Origin of the sequence: Streptococcus sp. 2154, assembly GCF_013277255.1 — a bacterium.
In the GTDB taxonomy this organism is placed as follows: domain Bacteria; phylum Bacillota; class Bacilli; order Lactobacillales; family Streptococcaceae; genus Streptococcus; species Streptococcus pseudopneumoniae.
The window spans coordinates 1-18,413 of the sequence record NZ_VMMK01000052.1 but is presented as its reverse complement, the minus strand read 5'-3'; the positions used below and the strand labels follow the sequence as shown (position 1 = coordinate 18,413).

Annotated in this window: 24 protein-coding genes; all 24 read right to left on the bottom strand. The window is 40.5% G+C overall.

Annotated features, from left to right (window positions below; genetic code table 11):
* A partial coding sequence (locus HT693_RS09155) for a phage tail spike protein (protein ID WP_172925123.1) occupies positions 1 to 1,457 on the bottom strand: 1,457 nt, incomplete at its 3' end.
* Positions 1,454 to 2,152: a phage tail protein gene (locus HT693_RS09150; RefSeq protein WP_172925122.1), complete on the bottom strand. Its 699-nt coding sequence runs from the start codon at positions 2,150 to 2,152 to the stop codon at positions 1,454 to 1,456. The genes HT693_RS09155 and HT693_RS09150, both read right to left, overlap by 4 nt.
* Positions 2,152 to 6,327 (bottom strand): phage tail tape measure protein, encoded by a 4,176-nt coding sequence (locus HT693_RS09145; RefSeq protein WP_172925121.1) that lies wholly within the window; start codon positions 6,325 to 6,327, stop codon positions 2,152 to 2,154. Before HT693_RS09145 ends, HT693_RS09150 begins: the two co-directional genes overlap by 1 nt.
* A gap of 56 nt (positions 6,328 to 6,383) precedes the next feature.
* Positions 6,384 to 6,614 carry a hypothetical protein gene (locus HT693_RS09140; RefSeq protein WP_000087358.1) on the bottom strand — a complete coding sequence of 77 codons (231 nt, stop codon included), beginning with the start codon at positions 6,612 to 6,614 and terminating at the stop codon, positions 6,384 to 6,386.
* A gap of 248 nt (positions 6,615 to 6,862) precedes the next feature.
* Complete coding sequence (locus HT693_RS09135; RefSeq protein WP_001151571.1) at positions 6,863 to 7,156, bottom strand: hypothetical protein; 294 nt, start codon at positions 7,154 to 7,156, stop codon at positions 6,863 to 6,865.
* A 45-nt stretch (positions 7,157 to 7,201) separates the two neighbouring features.
* Complete coding sequence (locus HT693_RS09130; protein WP_000216339.1) at positions 7,202 to 7,798, bottom strand: major tail protein; 597 nt, start codon at positions 7,796 to 7,798, stop codon at positions 7,202 to 7,204.
* Between the two features lie 16 nt (positions 7,799 to 7,814).
* On the bottom strand, positions 7,815 to 8,195 hold the full coding sequence (locus HT693_RS09125; RefSeq protein ID WP_000588569.1) for a hypothetical protein: 381 nt from the start codon (positions 8,193 to 8,195) through the stop codon (positions 7,815 to 7,817).
* Positions 8,195 to 8,593 (bottom strand): hypothetical protein, encoded by a 399-nt coding sequence (locus HT693_RS09120; RefSeq protein ID WP_000094295.1) that lies wholly within the window; start codon positions 8,591 to 8,593, stop codon positions 8,195 to 8,197. The genes HT693_RS09125 and HT693_RS09120 overlap by 1 nt, the downstream gene beginning before the upstream one ends.
* Positions 8,586 to 8,975 (bottom strand): hypothetical protein, encoded by a 390-nt coding sequence (locus HT693_RS09115; protein ID WP_000830391.1) that lies wholly within the window; start codon positions 8,973 to 8,975, stop codon positions 8,586 to 8,588. The genes HT693_RS09120 and HT693_RS09115 overlap by 8 nt, the downstream gene beginning before the upstream one ends.
* On the bottom strand, positions 8,962 to 9,150 hold the full coding sequence (locus HT693_RS09110; RefSeq protein WP_000598693.1) for a hypothetical protein: 189 nt from the start codon (positions 9,148 to 9,150) through the stop codon (positions 8,962 to 8,964). The genes HT693_RS09115 and HT693_RS09110 overlap by 14 nt, the downstream gene beginning before the upstream one ends.
* Positions 9,143 to 9,433, bottom strand: a complete 291-nt coding sequence (locus tag HT693_RS09105; RefSeq protein WP_000401889.1) for a hypothetical protein — start codon at positions 9,431 to 9,433, stop codon at positions 9,143 to 9,145. Before HT693_RS09105 ends, HT693_RS09110 begins: the two co-directional genes overlap by 8 nt.
* Positions 9,434 to 9,446: 13 nt before the next feature.
* Positions 9,447 to 10,562 (bottom strand): phage major capsid protein, encoded by a 1,116-nt coding sequence (locus HT693_RS09100; RefSeq protein ID WP_000976937.1) that lies wholly within the window; start codon positions 10,560 to 10,562, stop codon positions 9,447 to 9,449.
* 19 nt (positions 10,563 to 10,581) lie between these two features.
* Positions 10,582 to 11,304: a head maturation protease, ClpP-related gene (locus HT693_RS09095; RefSeq protein ID WP_138704236.1), complete on the bottom strand. Its 723-nt coding sequence runs from the start codon at positions 11,302 to 11,304 to the stop codon at positions 10,582 to 10,584.
* The gene (locus tag HT693_RS09090) at positions 11,285 to 12,433 is read right to left on the bottom strand and encodes a phage portal protein (protein ID WP_000506468.1); all 1,149 of its coding nucleotides are present in this window, start codon (positions 12,431 to 12,433) and stop codon (positions 11,285 to 11,287) included. Before HT693_RS09090 ends, HT693_RS09095 begins: the two co-directional genes overlap by 20 nt.
* A gap of 80 nt (positions 12,434 to 12,513) precedes the next feature.
* Positions 12,514 to 13,248: an HIRAN domain-containing protein gene (locus HT693_RS09085; protein WP_138704235.1), complete on the bottom strand. Its 735-nt coding sequence runs from the start codon at positions 13,246 to 13,248 to the stop codon at positions 12,514 to 12,516.
* Positions 13,249 to 13,349: 101 nt separating this feature from the next.
* The gene (locus HT693_RS09080; RefSeq protein WP_023933954.1) at positions 13,350 to 14,990 is read right to left on the bottom strand and encodes a terminase TerL endonuclease subunit; all 1,641 of its coding nucleotides are present in this window, start codon (positions 14,988 to 14,990) and stop codon (positions 13,350 to 13,352) included.
* The gene (locus HT693_RS09075; protein WP_000393459.1) at positions 14,987 to 15,325 is read right to left on the bottom strand and encodes a hypothetical protein; all 339 of its coding nucleotides are present in this window, start codon (positions 15,323 to 15,325) and stop codon (positions 14,987 to 14,989) included. Before HT693_RS09075 ends, HT693_RS09080 begins: the two co-directional genes overlap by 4 nt.
* 118 nt (positions 15,326 to 15,443) lie before the next feature.
* Positions 15,444 to 15,740, bottom strand: a complete 297-nt coding sequence (locus tag HT693_RS09070; RefSeq protein WP_000573817.1) for an HNH endonuclease — start codon at positions 15,738 to 15,740, stop codon at positions 15,444 to 15,446.
* A 213-nt stretch (positions 15,741 to 15,953) separates the two neighbouring features.
* Positions 15,954 to 16,496: a site-specific integrase gene (locus HT693_RS09065; protein WP_001028145.1), complete on the bottom strand. Its 543-nt coding sequence runs from the start codon at positions 16,494 to 16,496 to the stop codon at positions 15,954 to 15,956.
* A 321-nt stretch (positions 16,497 to 16,817) separates the two neighbouring features.
* Positions 16,818 to 17,246: an ArpU family phage packaging/lysis transcriptional regulator gene (locus tag HT693_RS09060; RefSeq protein ID WP_023940104.1), complete on the bottom strand. Its 429-nt coding sequence runs from the start codon at positions 17,244 to 17,246 to the stop codon at positions 16,818 to 16,820.
* A 70-nt stretch (positions 17,247 to 17,316) separates the two neighbouring features.
* Positions 17,317 to 17,547 (bottom strand): helix-turn-helix transcriptional regulator, encoded by a 231-nt coding sequence (locus HT693_RS09055; protein WP_000653363.1) that lies wholly within the window; start codon positions 17,545 to 17,547, stop codon positions 17,317 to 17,319.
* The gene (locus HT693_RS09050) at positions 17,537 to 17,716 is read right to left on the bottom strand and encodes a hypothetical protein (RefSeq protein ID WP_050207556.1); all 180 of its coding nucleotides are present in this window, start codon (positions 17,714 to 17,716) and stop codon (positions 17,537 to 17,539) included. Before HT693_RS09050 ends, HT693_RS09055 begins: the two co-directional genes overlap by 11 nt.
* Positions 17,709 to 17,945: a DUF3310 domain-containing protein gene (locus HT693_RS09045; protein WP_023933950.1), complete on the bottom strand. Its 237-nt coding sequence runs from the start codon at positions 17,943 to 17,945 to the stop codon at positions 17,709 to 17,711. The genes HT693_RS09050 and HT693_RS09045 overlap by 8 nt, the downstream gene beginning before the upstream one ends.
* The gene (locus HT693_RS09040; protein WP_000187974.1) at positions 17,942 to 18,364 is read right to left on the bottom strand and encodes a YopX family protein; all 423 of its coding nucleotides are present in this window, start codon (positions 18,362 to 18,364) and stop codon (positions 17,942 to 17,944) included. Before HT693_RS09040 ends, HT693_RS09045 begins: the two co-directional genes overlap by 4 nt.
* Between the last annotated feature and the right edge of the window lie 49 nt (positions 18,365 to 18,413).

Sequence of the window (18,413 nt, the reverse complement as noted above, 5' to 3'; positions counted from 1 at the left end):
ACTTGTTTGGAAATGTCAGTCTTAAGTTGCCTTTGCTTGGAGCTTATATCATTGGTAACTGTCTGCTTTAGAAGATTCAAATCACCCGACAAAGCCGTCTGAGCACTCCTAGTCTGCGACTTAAACGCTTCAAGTCTAGCAACAGAATCCAGACCAATCCGCTTGGCTTCCTGAGCAAGAGAGCTACTTGCGCCAGCTTGTCTCAAAGCTTCCTCAGCCTTGCGCCTTGATTCTCGTAAAGGTTCATCATGAAAGCTATTGAAACGCTGATTGATAGTGTCAGACACTTCTTGCTTGACTTCTTCTGCCTTAGCCTTGGCAAGTTCGATGGCATCCGTGATAGCTTTCTCACGCTTAGTAAATTCAGCGTCAAAAGCACGGTCAGCGTTGGCGATTTCCTTTTTCAAACGTTCTTCAAAAATCTGATGCAGATTTCGGCTTTCATTCAAAACGGCATCATTTACAATCCCACCGATCGCATTTGCAAGACTGGACTGGAAGGTCCCAAAACCTATTGATTTTAGGCGTTTTGCCATTGGCGAATAGGTATATTTGGTGATTTTCTTACGAACATCAAGACCGTACCACTCATGGTAGATACTGACCACATCGAACATCCGAACCGCTACATCGCTCTGGCCGACAACCGAGATTTCAAGACTATCTTCTAGCATGTCGCACATACTCGTCCGAAAATACTGCTTACCGTATTCAATCAAGCTAGCCTCATCTGTCACATCTTGGTCATTGACTTCCACCACATCTTCGTAGATTTGGCTATAGTTCCCAAGTAAGGGGCTGTCAATCACCACCATATAATCATGGTCAACCGCATTTTCTCCCTCGCCCTTAACAGTCGTTTTAAAGGTTATCCGAGTTTTTAAAGACTTCGTTGAGGTCTTGTGCTGGTAGCTGGACAAGTTTTTCTTGTACATAAAAAGCGATTCATTTTCTGAACCGCCATTCTTCAACAAACGTAAGTTGTAACCGTTTCGCACCATATCTCCGCCCCACTGACCAAGGATAGAGTGCTTGTCTTTGGCCAAGACCTCCATGGCATTCTTGTCCTTGATGTTGAGCGTATGCCTATCATCAATATCAGAGAAGAAAGAAAAAGGATTGGCTCTGGTAATACTACCAGCAAAAGCACTCAACACCCTTGTACCACTGACACGGTCAACCTCAATAGAGCTGACGATGTAGTTATTTAACAGGCTGATAACCTGATTGGCATAGACTTGAATATATCCTTGTTGCTTTTCAACCTCAAAAATATAAAAATCCTGCTCACCATGCAGATCATCTGCAGTCAGAAAGGTTTCCTCTTTCAGCAATTCCCACTTGGGATCCGATGTAGGAAAACGAAAGGTCAGTTGATAGGTATTATTCCCCAAATGGACAATTTCATCATTGTAGGACTCGTTTAAAGGCCTATTTCCCTCTGTAAGATAAATCATAAAATATACCTCCAATTCGGCCGAACCGTGACCTTACGAACCGTACCAGTAAAGACCAGACCGTTACTACCGACTGCCAACTCAAAGAAGCCTCCACGTTTTCGTAGCGTATTTTGAACCGCGCCATCTGCATTGTAAATATTCTGTTTCTTATGCCTACAATCAATGGTCACTTTTCGTCTAATGGTCAAGTGCATGGTTGTCCGTCCGATAGTCAAAGAAATATCGCCATCCCCTTCAATCTCAATCACAGGCTCACTATAGACAGAGCCTGGATTGTTGACATTACCGCTTGCGGTAAAAATAAGAGGAGCAAGATTTTTCTGATAGCGGAACGGTTGCATACTCAGCTTAAGCTCTAGCTTCCAGGCATGCATCCCATGAGGGCTATAGGTTGCACCAATAAAATCCGCATAAAAGACAGAACCCAACTGGTAGCTAAACTCCAGCACATTGTCCTTAGGCTGAAATTTCTCCACGATAGTCGAAACATCCAGTAACTTAGGAATATAGAACGAAAAAGTCCGTTCATAACTCTCGTAGCCCCCATCTAGCACCCGATAACTTCCGTTTGCTCCGTAGAGGTTAGCATCTTCAACCACCCTAGGTTTAGCTGCCTCCACCTGACCAAAATCCGTCACCACGCAGTGAGGGATAGTTGATGTATTGAAACCATTGATAATCATGTAAAACATTACATTCCCTCCCTAGCATAAATCGCACCTTGACGTTGGTAGACGCTCATTGAAATTTTATCAGCGTCCAGGTAAGTATCTGACGGCTTTTCAAGGATAGCGGTAAGGATCTTCTCCATACTTGCTCTCAGAATCGCTATCTCAGACACGACTTTATCGCTGTCTTTACTATTTGTATCTCCTTTTGTTTGCACCACTATTTTAGCTTGTGCTTCTTCCATCTCACGAAGGAATTTAGCATCACTCGGAATGCCAACTCCTGCAGCATATTTAGGAACCCCCATCTCACGCATCAAGCGTTTGGTCTTATCCGCCCGCAAAACTTTAGCCCCTTTAGGAAGAGGAAGAAGAACATCCCTCCCCTCAGGAATGAAGCTCCTACCATCTGGAAGAGTAACCAATTCCTTGTAGGTACTATTGCGTTGGTCATTGACCATAGCAAGACCACCAGGGTGATAGTTGGTACCGTGGGCATGCCGACTAGCAAAAACATTGGTAAAGAAATCACCAGTTACCCTAGTAATCCAAGACCTAATGCCTGCAAGCACGCCAGAAGCATTATCTCGAGCGCTGATTGTAACCGTTTTGTCTTGAATGCTATTAACGACGCTTTTGACCTCGCCGACAGTACTGGAAGTGCTATTTTTAGCAAGGATATCTACTGGATTATGTTGCTTAATCGCATTAATAGCCGCACTCGTCTCATTTCTAACGCCTGCAGTCTGATCTTTCGCAAGTAAATCAATTGGTTTTTCCTGTTTCGGAGAGTTCACACTCGCTTTTGCACTAGCAACTGCTTCACTAGTATTGTCAATAGCATTTAATGACTTATTCTCTGGATTAGATAGATTCCAAGCCATGATTTTATCGATTGACAATTGCCCGTTGTTCAAAACATTTGTAGGATCTAGTTTCAAATCTTTTGTGAATGGAGTAATCGCATTCCAAGTCGTTAGCGTGTCAGTCGAACGCGCAACAGCCTTTCTGAAATTCTCATCCGTAGCCAGCAACTCTTTCTGCTTAGGAGTCAAGGAATCATAGTTATAGAGCGCTTTGGAAGCTTCCTCAGCCTTATTCATCACATCTGTATTTTCCAAAAGCAGTTGCTTGACTTCAGCAGGCATACTGTTCCAGATTCTAAGATGGTTTTCACTATCAAAGATAGCTTGCAGTCCTGCTTGATTTTGGACAATCAACTGTTTTTCTTCCAGTGTCATGGTTGACCACTTACCAGACTCAACGAGAGCTTCAGCAATCGTTACCCGAGCATTTGAGTTGATATTCGCATTTTTAACAATAAATTGCAATTGCTCCCAACCCTCAGCAGATTTAGTCGCTTCCCCAATCACTTCTTTTACGTTTGATTTAATGACAAAATTGTTGTTTTCATCAATGTTTCCGACGAGCAAAGACCAAGCATCATTCGCTTCTCTCGTTTCCTTGCTCATATCACTAGTATACTTAGCAAGAATGCTATGGGAATCACCCATTTTTTGAGAAGCTTCTGCTGCCTTTTGACCGATTACTTCATAAGACAAACCATATTCTTCCAGAACCTTTTTAGCTTCTTCCCAGTAGTTCCAGCTTTGTCCAGTTCGAGCTTTTACCTTAGCGTCAAGGTTTTGCATAACCTGGTAATACTTAGTACCTAAGGCTTCCATGGTTTGCTGGTGGTTTGTTTCAAGTTCTTGAATTTTTTTATTGTAAGTTTCTTGATCGATACGTTTGGCATCTAAGAGTTGTTTCAATCCATCTTTTGAGGTTTTGTATAACTGATTTTCTTCATCCAGAGCCTTCTTCAAAACATCTCTTGTGTGCTTTAATTGCGTTTCATTTAAACTACCAATCTCTCCATTCAGAGCCTGAAGCGCAGCCTTTTGTTGTTCGCCAGATAATTCCATCATTTCGATTCTAGCTTTGATCATCTCTCTTTGGTTGTTTAAGACGATTTCTTTTTCTTCTTGAGAAAACTTGCTAGCGTCTCCATTATGACGTTTGTAGATTTCACTGACCTGATTAGCCATTGCATCGGTATTTGAAACAACTTGGTCATTTTTTACTTTCATTTTAGCGATTTCTTCATCGCTAAACCCCAACTTTTTAGCTAATTCTTCCATACGTTGATTAGCTTTTTCAGCACCTGCTGCTATCTCTTCATGAAGTTTTCGAAAAGCTTCAGAAACTTTTTCAGCATCGCCAGCGTGGGTTCCAAAGTTGGCTACTGCTGTACTGGTATCATCTACCTTACTTTGGAAATCTCTTAACTCTTTCCTTGCAGTATCACTCAACTGAGACCCAAATTCCTCCGCCTTAATGCGAGCCTCGTCTTTCTTATGTCCTAGATAGACCAATCCTCCAGCTAGTAAAGCAGCACCACCCACCAGCAAACCAATAGGATTTGTCAAAGCCCCAATGGCTCCAGACAAGAGACTAGAACTAGATGCAGCAGCGCCAGCTCCTTCCGCTAAAACAGTAGCTTCGCTTCCTACCTTAGCAAGACCGAGACCACCTTGTAAAAGTCCTTTTAATTTACCAGCACGCTCTGTCAATTTAGCAAGACCGAGACCGCCCTTTAATAGTCCTTCTAATTTACCGGCATGTTTTATCAAAATACTAAGAGCCGTCGCCCCATTGCCTAGAAAGTTCAAGAAAGGGTAGCCCAGAGCCAAAAAACCACCAATACCAACCGCCAAGCTCTGTACGGCTGGAGGAGCCTTACTTAACCAGTCGATAAATTGGTTCACCTTATCAATCACAGGAGTTAGTAATGGTAATAATTTCTGACCAATGTTAATCTGTAAAACTTCTAAACTAGATTTAAAACGTTCCACACCATTTTTAGAAGACTTAGATAATTCATTTGCTAAATCCTTGGTATAAGTTGTCGCCCCCTTGGTTTCGTTAGCAAGATTACGCAACGCATCTCCACCTTGGTCAACCAAGATATTCATCGCTGTCTGAGCTTCTGTACCAAAGGCTGTAGCAATCAAGGCCGATTTCTGAGCATCTGTCATCCCTTCCGTATTCTTTTTGATACGATCCAAAATATCAGGTAGCTTAATCGCGCCGCTACGAAATTCTTCTGCAGAAAAACCAAGCTTCTCCATTGCATTTGCATTTTGCTCTGATGGTTTCAGTAGCCTTGTTAAAGCTCCACGCAGAGCCGTACCAGCCTTTTCACCAGCAATACCATTGTTGGACAAAAGACCAACAGCAGCGGCAGTCTCTTCCAAGTTCATACCAACGTTTTTAGCAACGGGACCAACATACTCCATTGCAGCCCCCATATCAGCAAAACCAGCAGCCGTTTTATTGGCGACAAAGGTTAAGCTATTGGTTACTCGCTCTGTATCCTGAGTAGATAGCCCAAATTGTTGCAAAATATTCGTAGTGGCGTTCATAACCGTATTGAAGTCCTCACCAGACGCCTTTGCAGCGTCTAGGATAGCAGGCATGGCTTCGATTGTCTGATTGGCATCAAAACCTTTCTTGATAATTTCTTGCATCCCTTCATTGATAGATGCAGTAGAAATCCCATACTGCTTCGCCCAATTTTTTGAACTTTCACCCAGCTTTTGTGTGGTACTGTTCAGTTCATCCGCTGTTGGAATGGTATCAGCTAACAGAGATTTAGTTGTATTCATCTGGCTTTCAAAGTCAATAGCTTTCTTAGTAGAAAGCGTAAAACCAGCTAATAAAGCAGCAGACACAGGCTTCATTGCATCGCCCATAGCCCGCAATTTTTCTCCACCTTTAGCAAATTTTTCGCTCAAGGCATCTATCTTACCAGACCAACTATTTTCACGCCCCACATCTTGCAAAGCTTTTTCAACACCGCGTAGCTGACCTTCCATTACTGCCAACTTAGCATTCTCACGCTGAATATCAGCAGCAGCCTTGTCAAATTTAGCTGTCCCCGGTTCAAGTTTATCAAAACTTTTCTTCATCTCATCCAAAACTTTACGTTGTGAATCAATGGCTTGTCCTAAAGTCTTGTATTTTGCTTGAAGTAAGCTAGCATTTTTTTCATTGCCTTTTAAAGTACTGTCCAAAGAACGGACATTATTTTGAAAGTACTTTACAGCGTTTTTTGCACCAGTTAGAGTAGGACTGAACTTTGACACGTCCAACCCTAGCTCGATATACATCTGACCTAACGGCGTACCGCTTGCCATCTTGTTCTCCTTCCTAACTCCTCAGAGCAAAGAAAAAAGCCCTTACGGACTTTTCATCATTCTTTATAAAAATCATCCATTGCCATGTTCATAAAAGCCCAGATAAACATACCAAGAAATAGATAAGCATAGAGTGGCAGGGAAGCAAAGATAAAGGGTGATAGCAAGAGCATACCAAAGATATCTACAAAATTTGTACAAATACAATACAAGCCAAAAGCAAGATAAAGGATAAAAATGGTAAACCAAAACCAATATCTTCTACATGCTTTTTCTTTTCGAGACATTTCTTCCACCTCCCTTACATATCTCTATTATATTCCTAAGCCTTTGATTTGTAAAGTCTTGACCTAGAGACTTTCTAAAAAATCTGCCAAGTCAAGCACTTCTTCTTGTTCACTCGTTTCCAGACTTCCCAAGACCCCCATCAAGTCCTCCCAACTCGTATCCATCACATCGCGAATGCTCATTCCATAAGGACCCTCTGTAACTTGCTTGACAAAACCATAAAAACGTTTGATCGCTTGCCCAGGTGCTAGCTCTTTTCCTTTGGGTCTACATCACCTACCAGATGAGCATAAATTGCTGTAAAAATAGAAATCACTTTCGCAAAATCTGTGTATTCTAGTAATTGTTCTACTGTCACATCATCAAACAAACTAGCAATAAATCCCAACTGCTTATCAAGCTTCTCTACCTCAGATAAATCACTTGTCAAGGATTCGTTCATGACCAAATAGTCACGATAATCACGAGTTGTGATTTCTTTGCTCTTTTTTAGGACATCTTCTCCCTTGTCATTTTTAATTGTAAATTGAACCTTAGCCATATACTTTCCTTTCTAAAAAAGTAAAAGAGAGCTTTCGCCCTCCTTCTACCCCGCAGCGGTTATGTTTAGTTGACCTTTCAATTTCTTCAACTTTTCAGCATCTGAACCATAAACAATAGCACCATAACGCCCCTTAGTTGCAACGTCTGAACTAGCTGTCGCAGTGAAATTCACACTAGTAGTAGCTAACTCATTCGCCTTATCCTTGAGCGTTTCAAAATCAATAGCATCCATAGAAAGCTGACCTTTATAAAAACCATAGTAAACAGGTTCCCCATCAGCAGTATTACTTTCAATGAGAATGGAAACATTCTTGGCAACTGTGTCTGCACCGAAGTAATAGATACCATCATCATCGCCATACCCCAAAGCATTCGTATATAAAGCTAATGGGACATCAAGCAAGCCCATCTCTACCTTAACATCACCGACTCCTCGATTGGAGACGTGATAAGCCACATTACTACCATAAGTCTTTACAGGGTCACTAGATAATCCAGTTACTCTAGCGGTCTGTGTAGCCCCTTCATTATCTTTACCTTCTAGCGTGAAGAGGTTCTGTCCAACCGTTGGAGTCTGTCCATCATGCACACGAATGGTGACTGATTTAAGTCCGATAAGTGCAGTTCCTTTTACTGTCATTTCTTTTTCCTTCTTTCTAGTATTTCTCATATAGAGCGCTCATACCACGATAAGTCCGAACGTCTACATAGCGCTTAATATCAGGAATCCATTGTTCCAAACCACCTTCAGTCTGATAAAATCCCTGTTCTTCCATTATTTTTTCAATTCTTCCTTGGAGTTCTTTACACTCCACTCGATTAGTAGACTCTACATTGATTTGATAGAGAAAAGTCTTAGCCAAACTAGTATTACTACCGTGAGCCGTCTGCATTGGAGGCCCTACAGGGATAATGACAATACTGGTCTCGCCATCTCCCAAGCTCTCAGGACGCTCAAAAGACTTGATACTAATACCAGATAAAGACTCATCCTCTTCCAAAGCATCGTAGAGTTCAGTTAATTTGTCTTTAATCATTACAAAAACTCCTGTTTTAACTTCATGCCGACTTTAGACTTAAAGACCGGCTTACTCGCTTCAAAAAAGCGGCGCATGACTCCGAAACCACGAGGATGCCCATTCTTTGCATAGCCAAATTCATTTAAGTGAATAATAGTCCAACGAGGACTTTTAAAACCTAATTTAACCATTGGAACTCCGCTGGATGTACCAGTCACATTCCCATGAACGACCGCACCAACCGTCTTCCCAGTGTCAGCGTACACCGCCATAGCCCGTTTGAAAGTTGGCTCAAACTCCTCAACCGTCTCCTTCAAGGCTCTGTTGACCTTTCTACGAACTACCGGCTCTCCTAGTCGAGCCTCAATATTCCTCAAAATATCATCAAATCCTTTTAGATTAGCTCCACTAGACATCACGACCACCTCCGATAAGGACAATCAAAAAATCCCGATTAGCAAAATCAGGACGGACATCAATGATTTGCCATTTCTTACCAACTAGACGGATATCCCCCACTTCGACAAAATGCCGATTTTCAGGCTGATAATCTGTCAGAGGGTCACGAATCTTCAAAGTCATCTTAGCTTTCATCGCTTTTCCAGTTGCAATCTCAACGTCTTTCATACTTGGAGAATAAGTTTGCCCCATCGTATAAAAAGCCTTCTCGTAACTCACATCACGACCATCAACCCCTTTTTTTATTTTAGAGGTATAGAAAGTCAGGGGAGTTCTCAGGTCTCCATTTTGAGACTCAGGCTTTTTGTAACGATAGCTTGGTCCCTCACTCCTCTTCATTTACGCTCACTACTTCCTTAGAGCTACGACTTCTGGACGACTTTTCCAACTCGACATAGTCAGGTAAATGTTCCTTTAGCTCAGCAAATCGTTCTTCTGTCGCTTCAAACCTTTCTCCGACTTGCCTAAGGACTCCCTCCTTGAGGTCATAAAACTCTTTTAATACCTTAATCATCACTATCCTCCATTTCTATCTTATCTAACGATAATGCTAAAATATCCGCTTTGAAATTTTCGTAAAAAAATTCAACTTGGTCATTATAGACATAGCGAGCACGTTCTAAGATAAGTTCCCTTATTTGATGATCGTGTATATTCCCACTTCCTACCAAGCGGGTAATAACCATTTGAGAACTTTCTAACATCCGTGAGAGATTCGCATCTTCTCCGCTATGAAAAATTCTCATCCGCTCCTTAAAAGGAATAAGGAGGGAATGAAGTTTAGCTTCAATCTCCATCCTTCGTCACCTTTTATTTTGCAATACTCAGTGTCCACACAGCAGCAGTCTTTTCATCATGCGCTTTACCATAAGCAAATTGCTTAGCAGTGTAGAGATTCAAGTCTTCTAAAGCATAGGTTTCGGTAAATCGTCCAAATTCAATCCCCCCACCTACAAAGGCATCGTAGCGACCTTTGACAAATGTAGTCACCTTACCAGACGCTTGAGCAACCGACTCAACCAAGATGAGGTTATAAGGCATAGCTGTTACATATACACCCTGAGCATTGAGAGACGTATATTGCTTCTTCACATCCCAGGCATCTACAGGGTTCACTACCATAACCAAATTACCTTCTACTGCAACAGGAGTGGTATTGTCAGCTTTTGTAGAATGGTATTTATAAACCTCCGTCAACTCTTTTACCACGGTAGCAGAGTCTGCGAAAGTCAATGGTTTTTTCTGAGCTTGTTTCTCAGCATAAGTTACTTTTTCACTTTCTGCAGTCCCTGTAAGAGTACGAGACAACCCGATAGGCTTGTTGTCCCCATCACCATTTAAATAACCAGCTTCAAGAGCAGCTGCAAAGGCCTCTGTAATTTGAATAGAGACATAAGACTGCAACCAAGCAGGCCCAAATTTCTCAGAGTCTTTAGGGATTACAACAAAAGCAGTCAATTTAGACTGAATCGCTTCTTCTTCAGCAAATTCTTGTTTCAATTGTCCTTGAATTTCAGCATTGATTTTACCCCAAACCGCTTGACCTGTACGACTAGACTTGAGGAATTTCAAACGAATACCAGCATTACGCAAGCCGATGTGTTGAAGAAGTGGACGGGCTGCCACCATATCCTCAAAAATACGGTCAATTGTTTCCTGAGGGAACAATTTCTCAATTCCTTTGGGAGGAAGTTTCTCAATGTTGTTGAAAAATTCGCGAGCTTCAGCAGTCAACTGCGCATCGTATGGATTCATAGTTGCGATTTCTTTACGAGCAGCCTCTCTAGCGTCGTCTTGCAACTTATCTGTCAATGCTTCAATCATCTCGTTATAGAGCTTATTTTGCTCCTCCATAGGAGCACCAGTTTCTACTGCATTCATAAAGTTCTGACGAGCAGTTGTAAATTCATTACCAAGTTTCATCATTGTTTTTTTATTTCCTTTCTTAAAATGGAAAACGACCCAACCCCACAGGTTCAGTCGTCTTGTCTTCTTTTTTCTTATCTTCTAGAATAGATGAGTTATTATTCAACCTATCACGAACCAAGTCTGCCAATAACTCCAAATCTGGTGTCATCGCAGTTCGGATTTTTTCGATAAAATCACGAGGAATCACAGGTGTCTGACTAGCTACCAAGACAGGAGCTTCTTGACTTTCAAACATGACCTTATCTGCAAAGCCATGATTAACAGCAGAACGAGCATCAAACCACGTTTCACGATCCATTAGTTCCAACAAATCATCTAAAGCCTTACCAGTCTTATCCATATAAGCACTCGCAATTGACTTATTAAAACCTTCCAACACACCAGCCTCATGCAAGAGCGCCTTATGGTCACCACGCACACCAGCAGATACATTATGAATCATGATTTGCGCTGTAGGACTAATTTCCACCTGATCACCAGCCATAGCGATGACGCTTGCAGCACTAGCAGCAATTCCCACGATTTTTACCGTCACATGCCCCTGATAAGCACGCAATGCCGTATAGATTTCACTACCAGCATACACATCACCACCGCCAGAATTGATGTGCACCTCCACATCTTCTCCCGTCGTCGGCAGTACAATATCCTTAGGAGCAGTTGCATCCATGTCTAGCCAATCATAAAACCAGCGGTCATCATTGGATACAATCGCTCCCTTAATCTGAATGATTGTCATCCTCATTTCCTCCTTTCTCTATTTCGTTTTCGCCCTGATAGTTCTTAGTGATAAGGAAAGAATCCCCACCAGGAACAGCCTCAAGACCAAGTTCCAATCTCACCTCATTTCGAGTCATAGCCCCAGATGAGATGAGTTTATCTATGTTCTCAGCCAGAGCAAACTTATCCAGTCCCCCCTCACCAAAAATCACAAATTTTTTCTGATTAGCGTATCCAGCCGAACTCACCATAGCATGGTTTAGAGCGTCACCCACTTTTTTAACCAGCGATTCATAACAATAACTGTTAAACATCTTCTGGCTATTAGACAAATCAGCCATATCTCCATGCATCAAAGCCGTCGGCAAACCTAATATATCTGCAACCTCGTCATCAAATTGACGTCTCAGTTTCTTCAACTCTTCAACTGATAGATTTGTAGTTCCTACCGTATTGGTCAACTCCGAATACTCCACACCATCCATTGTCGGTACAATGGCAACCGTCTTAGACGTAAAGGACTTAAAAAGATTGTCCGCATATCTCTGCAGTTTCTTTCTCTTATCCTCATCAAAAGTTCCATTCGCTTTTGTAGCCAGAACCCCACGGATCTGATTATTTCTAGCTAAGGCTTCCACCAGACGAGTATGTAGTTTTTCATAATCAGAAAACAAGTCAGATACATATTCTTGCAAGCGATTGTTATTATACTGAAGAAAGATGACATCACTCATAGCAAACTTCCTCTGAAATGTATAATCCCCGACAGACACCATCTCAAAGGTGTCATCATACAGAGCATAACGCCTACGAGTAAAAGCATCAGCTACCAGTAACTGCTTATCATCAGACAAAACAATGAGTACTTCGTTTTTCGTCAATAAGCGATAAATGACCTTCTGCCAGAACTCCGAGGCCGACTCATTCTTATTGGGACGCACATTTAAAATATAATCCCAGTCTGACGTCACATGATGATTCTCCACCATATACCGAAATTCCGACTTAGCAAAGATACGAGCCACAAACTCCGCCGACTTATCAATCGCTAAACTCTTTAACTGCAAACACCCCAACATTCGTTCCAACTCTTCAAAATCAAAACCAACATCAGGCGCATCACGCTTAAATAAATTTAAGAACCCCATGCTTCCCCTCCTTCCTCTTATTTTTGCCGACCACCCACCCAAAATTAAAAGCACTTAGATTTCTCTAGTGCTTTAAACTACTATTTAGTGTAGATTTTAGGAACAACTGCATATTTTATTTCTTTACCTCGTTTTAGGCTTACCTTAGATATTCTTACATAACCCTCTGTCCTATACTTAGACGGTTCCATATAATGGATAAGTTGATTTGCTAACTCTCTAGGTACATAACCAACAAAATAACCTTCAACTATTACTTTTATCGCATTACCATGATAAGGATTGTCTGGTTCTGGTTTAAATTGAAAATTATTTGTTTTAACCGTTTCTAAATGATCTAAATCTTTTTGTAACTTATAAAAAGGAACTTCTCCAGAATCTCGATAAAAAGTCCCCACAACGGTAAATCTTCGTTTCCAAACAAGACCACTTTCAATTTCTTTATCTGTGAACTCTTGCTTATTATCAGTTTTTTTACCTGAATCAGATTTTGGTTTTATATCCTCTTCTAACCACTCTTGTTTCTTTTTCTCTATTTCACATTCCAAGTCTATACAACATTGTTCCAACCAACTAACTCTCTCGCTTTTTTGATTAGAAGCACCAATTATTCCTAAGATGGACAGAAAAGCTAATATAAAACCAAAGAATTTAACAAAAAAACCAGAAAGTATAAAAATCATAAAAATACTTATAAAAAGAAAAATCACTGAAATCATCTGACCAGGAGTCATACCTGATTTTAAATTATCAATTTCCTTATTTGCTTTAGCTATTTCATTCTCTAATTCAAGTAATTGTTCCTGTCTGTTCATTCGTCCATCTCCTAATCCTACTAGCAAAATAATATTGCATTAAATATCAGAATTAGTATATCAAAAAACAGAGCTACATTCAATTACAATAATGTCATTACCTAAAACTCCCAATCCTCTAACATGTCAAGGAATTCCCCAACGTTCGACTCATGTACAAGCTCACGTTTGTATAGAGCAGCAATCAAGGCATGGAAACCATCCGTCTTTCTTCTGACGGGCTCTTTCTTCAAGAAACGCTTATTGCCATCCTTGTCCTCTTTGACGTAGGTATTATCCGTATACCAAATCATAGAATTATCATTCTCAAAGACAAAACGTTCATTGGCAAATCCATCTTCGATGATTGGCGCAACCTTGGATTGAATCGCCCCAGGATTTCTCAAGAACTCATATTCAAAACCAGCCTCTTCCAAAAGAGGTTTTAACAAGTCCATTCTGAAACCATCTGCACATACAAGCTCAATCTGATAAAACTTACTCCATTCATTCAATTTTTCGACCAATAAACGAGGGTCAATACTAGGGCCGTCCACAATTGTAAATAAGCCTCTATCTGCCCATTCCTGAATAGGAGCTTTAAGTTTAAAAGCTTTCAAAAATGCTTTACGAGCAAATGAATGTTGTTTCCAGATAAACTCATCTCCGTTCTTAAACAACAAACCAACACTCGCAAAATCTCGAATGCTAGCATAGTCAAATCCTGCGACACAGGACTTACCCAACAAGTCAATACCAGGCGAACGTAAACAAGCAAGTAATCTTTCACGAGTCGTCACATCTTTCTCAAGGTCTGCTTCAGGAAGATTCATCCGTTTAGTCATGAACTCCTGACGACCAGACGGCTCCAGCTCAAGGTCATCATAGTCAGCCTTAGTTCTAGCAAGCAACCTCTTAGCGTAAGGCGTGCTTTCATCCAACATCGGATTTGCTTTCGGCCAATTCTTCATGTCATCCACCTCATCCGCACTATCAAGCTTGCAGATAAAAGGGAAGAGTCTGAAATCATCAACCTCTCCATTCAAGATTTGCATAGACTTCTCTATCAGCTTGTCATAGAACCCCTCGCGCACATACCCATTCGTACCGTTGTAGAAAGTCCTGACATGAGCAATCTTACCAAGACCAGACCTTTGAACCTTCACAGCCTTATCATTTTCAAATTGGTGAATCTCATCAAACTCAAGACAACCATCACGAGCAGAGTCCATAGTCTTCGGATTATTCGTCCGAAAAGAAAAGACCGAGTTGTTCGCTCGACCTGTGATAGACATTTTAGTCAGATAGAAATGGTCCTCAAGACCACGCCTTTGGATAGTCTCATAAACTTCCTCAAACGAAACCTTACCCTGTTTCTCAGAGTTAGCAGTGATAGTCACATCGTAATCTCTGATAGGGTAGATAGGGCTGATAAAAAACGATGACCTTGCTGACATAAAACCATTCTTACCACCCCCACGAGCAAGTGTGTATAGATACTCGTCAAAGTGTGGTTCCTCGTCTACCTTCCGAAAAAGAAAAATGAACGGTGTCAAGAAAAGTTGATACTTAGCCAGAGGGAAAAAATTCTTTTCCGCAAACCGAATGAACTTATCAATCAAGTCATTATCAAAATACAAATCATCACGAGGATAGATTTTCTCCTTGATGATTTTAAACAGCAACTTCCTTTCCTTGTTGACAACAACTTCTCCATTCTCAGCCATTTTGATGTAGTCATCAACCAGCGGATGAGAAATCATAACAGATCACTTCCAGACGTAGCTTTCTCGACAGGAGAATTTTCAACATCAAAATCAAACGACCGCTCAATAGCCAAAAGCTGATTACTGGTTGTGTTGATTTCCTTGATGAGAGAATTCGCTTTTTGGAATCTTTGTTGTCCATTGTGAACAGTGATGACCAGTCCGTCTTCATGAAGTTTAGCTTTCAGCTCATAAAGCAGCCGGACAAGATAAAGATAGCGATTGACTTTTTCATACTGAATCGCATCCTTTTTTCTAGGACTGAAATAGCCAATTTTAGAAAGTAGCTGATTTTCTAATTCTTTTATATTTTTTTCCGAGTATTCTTCCATTACCCCCCACCCCCTTTAATTTTTTGTTAAAAATTTGGACAGTCGAGTGCAGACCGCTTACCGACATCTTTGAAAATTTCCGATTTTTTTGACCGGGGGGTGTTTAAGATTCGTTCACCTAACCCCACCATTCATCTTTTCGGAAATTTCTGTCATTCTTATCAAAACGATCATGCCTTTTATTATGACATGCCTTGCACAATGTTCGTAGGTTATCGATATCAAGCGCGAACTCTGGATAGAACTCTAGCTCCTTGATATGGTCAACTTCTAAATTAGTAGTCGTGACCTTGCCTTCATCCCTGCACCATACACATTCGTAATGATCTCGTTTAAGTGCTTGCCTTCTTATCGTTCTCCACTCACTGGAATTGTAAAATTGGTTTCGTTCTTCTCGAGTTGAAACTTCAATCATTGTTTAATATTCTTTGTTCATTATATCTTTCGTCAATAATTATCTTAAAGATACTTATTTTAAATTGCTGTTACTCTATATTTTCTAGCGTTCAATTAGACATATCTTATATTCTGTCTAATTCAAACAGTCGCCAAAAAGCCTAACACAATAAGGATATACAGTAATCCACTAAATGAATTAGCGTTTGACTCGTTATGTCTAATTGGTTAACTACAATCCAAAATTTGACATCGCTTTGTCCTGTTGATCTTGACGAATACCTATATATCTTAAGGTAATAGCTGGTGATGAATGATTAAACAAACTCATCAACATTGCTATATCTTTTGTCTTTTTATAATAATGATATCCAAATGTCTTCCTCATTGAATGAGTTCCTATATTTTCAATACCACACTCAGATGCAGCAACTTTTAAAATCCAATCCACAGTCCTACGATCAAGTGGTTTATTTTTTCCGACTCTACTTTGAAATAAAAAATGATGATGAGGTTTATTTTGTATATACTCTCTAACCTCACGTTTGAGAGTTTTAGTCATTTTAATCTTTTTCTTCTTCCCAGTCTTTTGTTCTTTCAGTTTGATATACCAACCTTGAACATCCTTTACTCGAATTTTTAAAATGTCACCAACTCGCAAACCTGAATTGATACCAAAAAGAAATAAAATATAATTACGCTCATTCCATTCTCTCAGATAATCTTTCATAGCCTGTATATCATCTTTATCCCTGATTGGTTCTACAATATTCAAAACAAGTATCACCACCTTTCAAATAATCAAAAAAAGCCACTGGTCGTGGCATTGAATATGACAGTAGCTGGAATTGAACCAGCTGGTCTAGCAGTAAAACGCACGTTTGGTAAAAGTTTCAAGGAGACCCAAACAACCTGCTAACCTATCCTTACTGTCTAAGAGGCCGAAACCTCTGTATTTTTAGGAGTCCTCATGACTGTTCGTTACCCAATCATTGGATAATACTATTTTAGCACCTTTTTCCGCTCCAATTCTCCCAAGATTTTCCCAGATTTTTCCCAAGATTTTCCCAGATTTTTCCCAAGATTTTCCCAGAAATCACTTGTAAACCAAAAGGTTGCTTGCTTGATAGGACTCCGCGAACTCTAGTAGAGCTTTGTTTAATATCCGATAATACTCACTAGATGAGTAGCCTAGTTCTGAGTAGATGCTGTAGTCTTCCCTCCTTTTCTTCCTGCAATATCGTTCGATTAGGATACGTGTATATTCCATATCGGAAAGATTGTTGATTGCTTTAGCGATTAGTTCTAAATCCTGCTGAGCTGATACTCTACGCAAGACCATGCTTTCTACCTGCTTACTTGTCTGACCACTTGATGATTTTGGTTCAAGCGAGTAGGATATTGTTATTTTGGGGGCGTATTCTTCTCCAGCAATCCGTCTCAGACGACTGTATTTTTTTAGGACTTTGATAGCTTCCTTTCTGGTTTTCTTTTCATCGATGATATCCAATAACTCTATTTGCACACGAACTCCTCCTCATGATATAATAGTTATGCGAAACCATACCATGAGGAGTCAGCTGTGCTGGCTTTTTTCATGCCCTACTCCCGAGAATAATATCAGCAGGAAAAGCAAAGTAAGTACAGATATCTTCTACATTATAAATATTCGGTACACTTTCCTCCTTCTCCCATTTAGCAATCAGGTAGCGACTATAGCCTAGTTTAGCTGCTAACTTTTCTTGTGACAACTTCCTTTCCTTACGTTTTTGCTTTAGCAAGAAAGCAAACCTACTTGCTTGTCTTGGATTTAATTTATCCTTCATCATCCACCTCAATCTTTATGACTGCCCTACCATTCGGATGGCGTTTTTGTGTAGATGCAAAAGTGTAATACTTCAACATCCTCTCGGCAATTCCTGTTTCTTTGCTGATTTCAGCAAGAGTGCCCATGGTAATGAAGGTGTCGCCATCATACAAAGCGTATTCACTCATGCTCCATCTCCTCAATCAGCCAATCAAGGTTCTTTCTGGCTTTCTTCAGGTCTTCCAGACCGTTTTTCTTTTGAAACCGTAACATATACTTGATTGCGTTGCCCCAAAAGAAAGCAGACGCTCCGGAAAGGTTCCCAACGAAGTTATGCACAACATCGATAGCCTCAAGACCGTTTGCACCTTGGTAGTGGCTTGGTTTGTTTATATTGTCAATTATTTCTGGGTTCATTCCTTATCCTCCAAAAGTTCTGGGTTTTCGTAGATATTGCCAATGACTTCATAATTCTTGCGAATATCTTCATAGTCCATAGCTTGAAACCATTCATCATCATAACTAGAATTAAGGTGAAACCCGATATTTTTTATTTTATATCCAAAATCTTCCTCATAAATCCATTTACCAAATTTGACTACGCTGGGCATTCCACTATTCCTAGAAACCACATCCTCCTCGAAAATCTCCACCCCGTTCTTATCCTTGAGTCCTGTTGATTGCATGAGGATCAATTCTGACTTTTCGATAGGAATAAGAAGTTTGGAGTCCGATGTTGGTTTTTCCATGTTGCAAATCAAGCCGTTATCTGTGATAAAAAAATGTTCTACGAATTTCTTTTCTACGCTATCCCACACTCTAAATTTTGGTGTCATGCCAAATCCTCCTCCTTCACAAAGCTGCCATCAATCCAACGACCCTTGC

Coding starts and splice junctions, on each gene's coding strand:
- HT693_RS09150 (WP_172925122.1), bottom strand. CDS start 2,152: ATGTTTTACATGATTATCAATGGTTTCAATACATCAACTATCCCTCAC.
- HT693_RS09145 (WP_172925121.1), bottom strand. CDS start 6,327: ATGGCAAGCGGTACGCCGTTAGGTCAGATGTATATCGAGCTAGGGTTG.
- HT693_RS09140 (WP_000087358.1), bottom strand. CDS start 6,614: ATGTCTCGAAAAGAAAAAGCATGTAGAAGATATTGGTTTTGGTTTACC.
- HT693_RS09135 (WP_001151571.1), bottom strand. CDS start 7,156: ATGGCTAAGGTTCAATTTACAATTAAAAATGACAAGGGAGAAGATGTC.
- HT693_RS09130 (WP_000216339.1), bottom strand. CDS start 7,798: ATGACAGTAAAAGGAACTGCACTTATCGGACTTAAATCAGTCACCATT.
- HT693_RS09125 (WP_000588569.1), bottom strand. CDS start 8,195: ATGATTAAAGACAAATTAACTGAACTCTACGATGCTTTGGAAGAGGAT.
- HT693_RS09120 (WP_000094295.1), bottom strand. CDS start 8,593: ATGTCTAGTGGAGCTAATCTAAAAGGATTTGATGATATTTTGAGGAAT.
- HT693_RS09115 (WP_000830391.1), bottom strand. CDS start 8,975: ATGAAGAGGAGTGAGGGACCAAGCTATCGTTACAAAAAGCCTGAGTCT.
- HT693_RS09110 (WP_000598693.1), bottom strand. CDS start 9,150: ATGATTAAGGTATTAAAAGAGTTTTATGACCTCAAGGAGGGAGTCCTT.
- HT693_RS09105 (WP_000401889.1), bottom strand. CDS start 9,433: ATGGAGATTGAAGCTAAACTTCATTCCCTCCTTATTCCTTTTAAGGAG.
- HT693_RS09100 (WP_000976937.1), bottom strand. CDS start 10,562: ATGATGAAACTTGGTAATGAATTTACAACTGCTCGTCAGAACTTTATG.
- HT693_RS09095 (WP_138704236.1), bottom strand. CDS start 11,304: ATGACAATCATTCAGATTAAGGGAGCGATTGTATCCAATGATGACCGC.
- HT693_RS09090 (WP_000506468.1), bottom strand. CDS start 12,433: ATGGGGTTCTTAAATTTATTTAAGCGTGATGCGCCTGATGTTGGTTTT.
- HT693_RS09085 (WP_138704235.1), bottom strand. CDS start 13,248: ATGAACAGACAGGAACAATTACTTGAATTAGAGAATGAAATAGCTAAA.
- HT693_RS09080 (WP_023933954.1), bottom strand. CDS start 14,990: ATGATTTCTCATCCGCTGGTTGATGACTACATCAAAATGGCTGAGAAT.
- HT693_RS09075 (WP_000393459.1), bottom strand. CDS start 15,325: ATGGAAGAATACTCGGAAAAAAATATAAAAGAATTAGAAAATCAGCTA.
- HT693_RS09070 (WP_000573817.1), bottom strand. CDS start 15,740: ATGATTGAAGTTTCAACTCGAGAAGAACGAAACCAATTTTACAATTCC.
- HT693_RS09055 (WP_000653363.1), bottom strand. CDS start 17,547: ATGAAGGATAAATTAAATCCAAGACAAGCAAGTAGGTTTGCTTTCTTG.
- HT693_RS09050 (WP_050207556.1), bottom strand. CDS start 17,716: ATGAGTGAATACGCTTTGTATGATGGCGACACCTTCATTACCATGGGC.
- HT693_RS09045 (WP_023933950.1), bottom strand. CDS start 17,945: ATGAACCCAGAAATAATTGACAATATAAACAAACCAAGCCACTACCAA.
- HT693_RS09040 (WP_000187974.1), bottom strand. CDS start 18,364: ATGACACCAAAATTTAGAGTGTGGGATAGCGTAGAAAAGAAATTCGTA.